Origin of the sequence: Microcystis sp. M31BS1 (assembly GCF_020245285.1) — a bacterium.
Lineage (GTDB): Bacteria > Cyanobacteriota > Cyanobacteriia > Cyanobacteriales > Microcystaceae > Microcystis > Microcystis panniformis.
This window is the reverse complement of the sequence record NZ_JADBVE010000220.1, coordinates 1-7,605: the sequence shown is the minus strand read 5'-3', so window position 1 is coordinate 7,605 and position 7,605 is coordinate 1. Positions and strand designations below refer to the sequence as shown.

Annotated in this window: 8 protein-coding genes and 1 pseudogene; 5 read left to right on the top strand and 4 right to left on the bottom strand. The window is 41.5% G+C overall.

Annotated elements, in window-relative coordinates; all coding sequences use genetic code 11:
* A pseudogene (locus tag IM509_RS12905) lies at positions 1 to 124 on the top strand (IS630 family transposase); the annotation flags it as partial.
* Here the strand turns inward: IM509_RS12905 and IM509_RS12900 are convergent.
* Positions 121 to 825 carry a PqqD family peptide modification chaperone gene (locus IM509_RS12900; RefSeq protein ID WP_185237383.1) on the bottom strand — a complete coding sequence of 235 codons (705 nt, stop codon included), beginning with the start codon at positions 823 to 825 and terminating at the stop codon, positions 121 to 123. The pseudogene IM509_RS12905 and the gene IM509_RS12900 sit on opposite strands and share 4 nt — an antisense overlap.
* 216 nt (positions 826 to 1,041) lie before the next feature.
* Between IM509_RS12900 and IM509_RS12895 the strand changes: the two genes are divergently transcribed.
* Positions 1,042 to 2,343 carry a pentapeptide repeat-containing protein gene (locus IM509_RS12895; protein WP_185237384.1) on the top strand — a complete coding sequence of 434 codons (1,302 nt, stop codon included), beginning with the start codon at positions 1,042 to 1,044 and terminating at the stop codon, positions 2,341 to 2,343.
* 58 nt (positions 2,344 to 2,401) lie between these two features.
* On the opposite strand, the gene IM509_RS12890 is transcribed toward IM509_RS12895, so the two are convergent.
* Positions 2,402 to 2,581, bottom strand: coding sequence for a hypothetical protein (locus tag IM509_RS12890; protein WP_002786317.1), 180 nt, complete (start codon positions 2,579 to 2,581; stop codon positions 2,402 to 2,404).
* A 114-nt stretch (positions 2,582 to 2,695) separates the two neighbouring features.
* On the opposite strand from IM509_RS12890, the gene IM509_RS12885 reads away from it, so the two are divergent.
* The 3 genes from IM509_RS12885 to IM509_RS12875 all read left to right on the top strand — a co-directional run bounded on the left by IM509_RS12885 (position 2,696) and on the right by IM509_RS12875 (position 6,527).
* The gene (locus IM509_RS12885; RefSeq protein ID WP_052277443.1) at positions 2,696 to 4,519 is read left to right on the top strand and encodes an ABC transporter ATP-binding protein; all 1,824 of its coding nucleotides are present in this window, start codon (positions 2,696 to 2,698) and stop codon (positions 4,517 to 4,519) included.
* Between the two features lie 231 nt (positions 4,520 to 4,750).
* A complete protein-coding gene (locus IM509_RS12880; RefSeq protein WP_052277442.1) occupies positions 4,751 to 5,224 on the top strand; it encodes a CRR6 family NdhI maturation factor in 474 nt (157 codons plus the stop codon).
* A 94-nt stretch (positions 5,225 to 5,318) separates the two neighbouring features.
* Entirely contained in the window at positions 5,319 to 6,527 is a 1,209-nt protein-coding gene (locus tag IM509_RS12875) for a 4-hydroxy-3-methylbut-2-enyl diphosphate reductase (protein WP_072926226.1), read from the top strand.
* 175 nt (positions 6,528 to 6,702) lie between these two features.
* Here IM509_RS12875 and IM509_RS12870 read toward each other — a convergent pair whose 3' ends face one another.
* Both IM509_RS12870 and IM509_RS12865 read right to left on the bottom strand, forming a co-directional pair.
* Positions 6,703 to 6,888 carry a hypothetical protein gene (locus tag IM509_RS12870; RefSeq protein WP_052277440.1) on the bottom strand — a complete coding sequence of 62 codons (186 nt, stop codon included), beginning with the start codon at positions 6,886 to 6,888 and terminating at the stop codon, positions 6,703 to 6,705.
* Between the two features lie 113 nt (positions 6,889 to 7,001).
* Positions 7,002 to 7,605 (bottom strand): RNA-guided endonuclease InsQ/TnpB family protein (locus tag IM509_RS12865; RefSeq protein WP_287717010.1); only part of this gene is annotated, 604 nt, incomplete at its 5' end.

Here is a 7,605-nt window from a genome sequence, read left to right as displayed (position 1 = left end):
TCGAGAATTTGAAAATAAAGAAGAACTGGAAAAAGTAGTCAATCAGCTTTTAAATGAAGGGGGATTGATTATTAAATGGAGTAGAAAACTTAAAAATAAGGGTAATGCTGTCAATGTAACTTAAATGCGTAAAAGCTTACCAACCATCAAGGTAGCGGGACAACCATAAAAAGTACGCAGCAGATGATAGGCAACGAGGGCGCGTTCTTTACAAACCATCGGTAAAAATAGTTTTCCCGATGCAGTTTCTCGCAGCAAGCGATCGAGATTTTCGATAGTTTCTTTGTCGATCTCTTTCCGGTGAGACTTGTGCCATTTTTGCCAAATAGCGATGCTGCGACTCCATCCCAAAACTCGCAAGCTAATCCAACTGAGAGTTAATAAGATTTCGACGGTGTAGGCATTAGGAGCGGGTTGAGGATTGAGTAATTTTCGCCCGATCAAAGCGAGTTTTTTCAAAATTGCGATCAAGATATTTGGCCAAAGATTCTCCTCGGTGAATTTGTCTGGATGAGGAGATGTGACTAATATTTTTTTCTCGATTAACGAATTTAACAATTCACTTAAATCCCCGCAGATTTTTGCTTCTGGAACCTCGTAGAGTTGGCTAATCTCGGTGATAGTTTCCTGATAACTTTTTTCGAGGATTAGATCGACCATTCTAGAGCCGATCTCATCTAATCCATAAAACTGTCCCCGGCGAAAGTCAAGAATATTGATGACGTTCTCATGCTTAAATAGATACACATCTCGGTTTAGGTAATAACTTCCTTTGTTATGCTCGCTTGGGCGGAGTGGTGGTGTATAAGTTTCTCTAGTTTTCATCAGTTACTGCACCATCTATTGTTTAATTTTGTAAAAGCAAGAGCCAATTAGTTATGACTTTATTTTATACTGGACATTGTACGGGTCAGGCAGTCAGGGTTTATCTTTATCCTTTCGTGATCATATCATATTTTGTTGGTTCTGAATATTGTCAGAAGAGTAATATCTGTTGTTGAGTGTTTTTGTTTCTTGTCAGGGACAGGAAGGAGGTGAGTTATGGTTAACAAAAAATTGGAAGATACTCCTCAAATGCCATTAGACGAACGCGAGCAACATCGGAAACGTCAAGAACTGATTACCCCCTTTAGACCATCGCAAAAGTGGAGACTGTTTCTATGGCAAATTTGGAGATGGACTGGGTTTGGAGAAAAAAAACTGTGGGATTTGTTGCAACTTGTGATTATTCCCCTTGTTTTGTGGGGTTTAACCTCTTGGTTCAATCAACAAGCAAACATTAGAGAACAAACGGCGGCAAAGGACGCCTACCAACAAGAGGCACTTGCCAGCTATTTGGACAATCTTCCCACGCTCTTGAAAGACAAAAAGACTGAAGGAGATATAGTTAGGGGACTGGCACAAGCTAAAACCAGTACGACTTTGGAACTGTTAAAAGATGATCCTGATCGTCGGGAAGTATTACTGGATTTCTTAAGAGTTTCAGGATTGTTAGGGACTTTTCAAGATTCACAAAGTCCAAAGGTTATTGGCTCTATTCTGGAAGGGATTAATTTTAAAAATCGAGTCCTTCAGGGTGCCGACCTGCATCAGGCCAATCTAAAGGATGCCGATCTTAGAAAAGCGGATCTGGTCGATGCCAACTTAAACAGTGCTAATCTTTCAGGAGCTAATCTTTCAGGAGCTAACTTAACGGGAGCAAGCTTGCGAAAAGCCAATCTCAGGAATGCCTACCTTATCGAAACTGACTTAAGAGGTGCCGACTTGCAAGAGGCTAATCTCATTGGTGCTAATTTTGATCGGGCTAAAATCGGTGCAAGTACAGATAATCAAGGTGACAAACGCGAAACTAATTTCAAGAATTCTTTCTACACTGGAGGAAGTTTTGATGCGGCTAAAGTATTCATTGGAAACAGTCCGACTCCCGTATCTCTGCCCGAAGGCTACAAAAAAGTCATACTACTAATCAAACCCGACTTTAAACTTCCTCCCCCAGAATCCTCTGGCTCCCCCTGGGATTTCTTAAGTTATACCGACTTGAGCGGGAAAAATGTCAATCTAACTGGAGCCGATCTTTCAGGAGCCAACCTTCAACAAACTGACTTCAGTGAAGCTAGACTCGTCGGCTCTATTTTTAGCGAGGCTAATTTAGAAGGGGCTAACCTGACAGGAGTTGATTTGACGGGGGTTAATTTACAAAAGGCCAACCTGACTCGGGCAAACCTCAAGGATACTACTGGAATCGATCTAGAAAGTCTCAAGAAAGCCAATGCCATCCTTTGCAAAACGACCCTACCCGACGGCACTATCGAGTCTAGTGGTTGCACCGATATGAAACCATAAACCCATCACGCAATGATTGGAGGAATTATGATGGGAGGTCACACCTCCCATTGTTAGTTCAGGCATTATAGTAAAACGAGCGATCAGGACCATCGTATTGATTACCAGCCTGATTGGCATTCACCCGTTCTAAAGAGCCGAGGTGGTAGATTTTCGGCGAACGATAGGCGAGTTTTTGTGGTGTTTCGCCTTCTCGATCGAGGGACAGTTTTTTGTCATCTAAGTTGTGTGTGGACATAGCAACCCTCCAGATCTCTACAGTTCTATTGTACCTTTATCCCCAGTTCGAGTGCCGGGGACTGTAATAATGTGTATCATTCGTCAGAGAAGACTTAACCGTTGTTTGTTTTAAATGCAACCCTTATCCTACAGTCTCTATCGCTCGCTGGGACGTAGTATCAGTATGGTAATCCAAGCCGCACCATCTGAGTTACGAATCCTGACTTTACTGACTTTAATTAGCGGAACTACCCCGGCAATTGTTTTATTTCTGAATAAGGTAATTATCGATCAAGTCTCCCTCCTCTTAACTAAATCTCATCTCGAAGTTCCGGGTGATCTTCTCTGGCACAACCCCATTTTAGTCGCCAGTGTGAGCGGATTAATTTTCCTTAGCTTGTTGACCGATGCCCTCACCACGATCACCAGTTTACTCTTTGCTTCTTTGCGCGATCGAGTGCGAGGATTTGTCGGGGGTAAAGTAATTGATAAAGTCGCTAATTTTCCCGATATTACTCTCTTTGATAATCCCGATTTATTGAACTTAATTAAGTTAACGGAAAAAGGGATCAATCGTTTAGAAGAATTATCCTTTATCCTGATTACCACTCTCAACGGTTTTTTTATCTTTGTTCCTGCCGTTTTACTATCTACTTCGATCGCTCGGTGGATTCCTCTAATTTTATTTACTTCTGCCGCTCCTTCCGTTTATTTTGATTTAAAATATCGCAAACAAAGCTGGCGCACTGAAGAAACCCAGGCGGGTATCGCTCGTCAGATGGATTTATATAAAAACGTTTTGACCGGTGAATTATACGCCAAAGAAATTCGACTATTTTCTTTACAAACACTTTTATTATCTCGCTGGCAAGAACTTTTAAGTAAATTACTCAAATCCATGGCAAAAGTCCGTCAAAGAGGAACCAGTGTGATTGTCTTCTGGTCAATTTTGAGCGGTGTTGGTACTGCCCTACCATATCTTTATATTGTTTTGGGAACTTTGCAAAAAAAATATACATTAGGAGACCTAGCACTCTACGCCGGTTTAATTTTGCAAGTACGTCAGAGTTTATTTTTGCTGATTAATAATGGTTCGGACTTTTACGACGTGGTTTTAGGGACAACTCCCATTTTTCAGTTATTAGATTTAAAATCCAATCTGCAGCAATTAACTCCTCCTTGGCAAGAACAAGAAAACTTAACGGGGATCGAGATGCAAAATTTATCCTTCTCCTATCCCGACAGTGAAGAATTAATCCTCGATGATCTTAACCTGACGATTCAACCTAGGGAAATTATCGCTTTAGTCGGGGAAAATGGGGCGGGAAAGACCACTTTAATCAATCTTCTCTGTCGATTTTACGATCCCTCAGCCGGGCAAATTCTCTGGAATGGAAAAGATTTACGGGCATTTGATTTAAAGGAATTACGCGCCAAAATCGCCGTAGTTATGCAAGATTATGCCCGATTTCCCGCTACAATTCGCGAGAATATTGGCTTTGGTTACTCACCCTTATTAAGAAACTATCCAGCGATACAAGCAGCCCTAAAAAGAGTGAAGATGATCGACCTTATTGAGGAAAATTTTCAAGGATTAGAAACACCCCTAGGTAGAGAATTAGAAGGAGGAATAGAATTATCGGGGGGACAATGGCAAAGAATAGCGATCGCTAGGGCTTTATTACGATTACCAACGGCAGAATTACTCATTTTTGACGAACCGACTGCCTCCCTTGATGCTAATGCAGAATACGAAATCTATCAAATGTTTCGCACTCTAGCCACCGATAAAATGACCATAGTAATTAGTCATCGATTAGCTCTTTGTAAACTGGCAGATCGCATTGTTGTTCTCGAAAAGGGTAAAATTAGCGAAGTAGGAACCCACACAGAACTGATGAGCAAACGAGGACAATATCACCTTATGTTTACTCGTCAAGCTAATAGTTATCAATAACCTGAGTTGCCGATTTTGCCGACTAAAAAACCCCGGTGTGCAGGGGAGGTTAAATTGTGGGAGAAATCCAATGATGAGGATTTTTGTCTGGTTTCCCTCTCTCGCTCTGGAGTGAGAGAATAGTCATACTTAGTTTTTTTGTCCCGATCGAGGGTACTTTCTGAGATAGATCATTGTGATCTAGGGATAAAAAACCGTAATTTTGCCCGATATAACCTTTTATTTGCCCCTATGACTGTCAAAATCGCTCTTAACCCCAATCAGATTCAAAATCTCGATCTCTCATCCTTAGAGAATATTATTCAAGATTATCAGTCCCGATCAGCGATCGCCAAACTGGAACAAGCTCTACAATTAGAGATAGATTATCCTCGTGCTGAGGGTGATATGCGGGAATTATCGGAGATACCGGAAGTCAGGCTGTGGTTTTTGCGTTTAGATGCGGTTTATCCCTGGCTAATCTTTATTCTTGACCCAAAACAGGGAGAAATCGCCCGCTATGCTGCTATGTTGGTCCCGCATCAATTCCATCGCGGGGAAGGAATTCAATATAACCCCGAAGCTTTAGAGATTTTTGTGATGCAAAAACTCTTTATTTTGTCTGATTGGCTGAAAAGTCAGCAAATTCCTGCTTTATCTCGCTTAAAATTTTTCGCTCAACAGTTTGGTTACGATATCGACGAGGAATTTCTCTCTCGTCTCTAAAAGCTTCCTGCGCTGACTAGATAAGGTATTTTTAATATATGGCAAGCTACTGTCTCGCCCAATTTAGCGCCACCAATACCCCTATCAGAGAATCATGGATACAAAATCCTTTAAACGCACCCTACAGCAGTCGGATAACTATAACCGCAAGGGATTCGGTCACAAAGAGGAAGTAATGGATGCGATGACCAATGAGTATCAAAGCGACCTGATCCAAGAAATTCGTGAAAATAATTATCGTTTACAACGGGGGGACGTGACGATCTATCTCGCTCAAGCTTTTGGTTTTTGTTGGGGGGTAGAACGCGCTGTTGCCATGGCCTACGAAACTCGTCAACATTTTCCCCTGGAACGTATCTGGATTACTAACGAAATTATTCACAATCCCTCGGTTAATCAGCGTCTGCGCTCCATGGCCGTGGGTTTTATTCCGGTCGAAAATGGCCAAAAAGACTTTAGTGTGGTGGAATCGGGGGATGTGGTGATTTTACCCGCTTTTGGGGCCAGTGTCTCGGAAATGCAAATACTTAACGATAAGGGTTGCATGATTGTGGATACCACTTGTCCCTGGGTTTCTAAGGTGTGGAATTCCGTGGAAAAGCACAAAAAAAGCGACCACACTTCGATTATTCACGGGAAATATAATCACGAAGAAACGATCGCCACTAGCTCTTTTGCTGGCACTTATCTAATCGTTTTAAATTTGGCTCAAGCTAATTATGTCGCTAATTATATTCTCCACGGTGGCGATAAAAACGAGTTTTTAGAGAAGTTTAAAAATGCTCATTCCCAGGGTTTCGATCCCGATCGCGATCTAGATTATATTGGTATTGCCAATCAAACCACGATGCTGAAAAGTGAAACGGAGGCAATTGGCAAACTCTTCGAGCATACTATGTTGAGAAAGTACGGACCGATCGATTTTAAAGATCATTTCATGAGTTTTAATACCATCTGTGATGCCACTCAAGAGCGTCAAGATGCCATGTTTGAACTGGTGAAAGAACCGCTTTCTTTAATGGTGGTAATTGGCGGTTATAATTCCTCTAATACCACTCACCTACAGGAAATAGCGATCGAGCGTGCCATTCCCTCCTATCATATCGATAGTGCCGAGCGCATTCTCCCCGGTAATCGCATCGAACATAAACCTTTAGGTGGCGATTTAATCATCACCGATAACTGGTTAAATGAGGGAAAAATTATCGTCGGAGTGACTTCTGGTGCTTCCACTCCCGATAAGGTGGTAGAAGAGGTAATCGAGAAAATTTTTGCGCTCAAATCTTCTTTAGTCCCCAGTTAATTAGCCTAGGTGTGTTAGCTTTTGGCAATGGCTGCATCTCATATCGCAAATAGGAGATGCAGCCGATATTTTTCTCAGTGGGATTGCTCAGAAACTAACGACCGCAATCTTGACATTGACGTTAGAACCGTTCGACTCTTCTCGTTTCTGTCTGGAAGGAAGAGCCAATATTTTCCTAAAAACGGCGGGTTTTATCGATTCCGTAGAGGATTCCCGTCACCACGGAGGACAGAATTAATAACAAAATTAATCCCCCGGGTAAAAAAGATAATATTCCCATGCCGCGCAATATATAAACTAACACGGTCACTAATAGGAAACCGAGAAAAAGAGACTTTAAATAGCTAGAATTTGAGCGCATTTACTTAGATTAACACTTCCTCTTGAGTTAAGTTTAACTTTTCGGCAATCATTGCCAGGATTTTTTCTTCCCTTTTTCCGTTACTGATAGATTCCATTGACATACTCCCACCGTCAAGCTACGCTGTGACGGGGGATTCTTTCCACATTGCTGTTAGAAATTCCTTGTTCAACGAGACAACTTAGATTCTCAATGTCTCCACTGAAAATCCAGAGGCCGGACTCTCCCAAGGCGTTTGGGTCGGTTTCTGTTTGCCCAACAGTACCGTTGAGATGATTTCCCAAATATTGTAACCCTTTTTTAAGAATATTTATTGCTGCATTATGATCCCTATCTAAGACTGTTTGACAATTAGGGCATTGATGAGTTCTAGTGCTTAATGATTTCTGAACTCTCGTACCGCAAACTGAACAATCTTGGCTAGTAAAATGGGGAGGAACAGCAACACAGACAATCCGATAAATCTTGGCAAAATAATTCAACCATTCGGTGAATTGATACCAAGAAGCATCAGAAATAGACTTGGCAAGCTTACGGTTTTTGACTAAGTTTCTTACCTTTAAAGCTTCATAAACTACCAGATCATTAGACTGGACTAACGCCAAAGCGTCTTTAATTGCTTTGTCTTTACGTTGTCTTGATACTTTCAGGTGAAGTTTAGCTACTTTTATCCGTTGCTTGTGATAGTTGTTAGACTGTTTCTTTCCTTGACGAAAT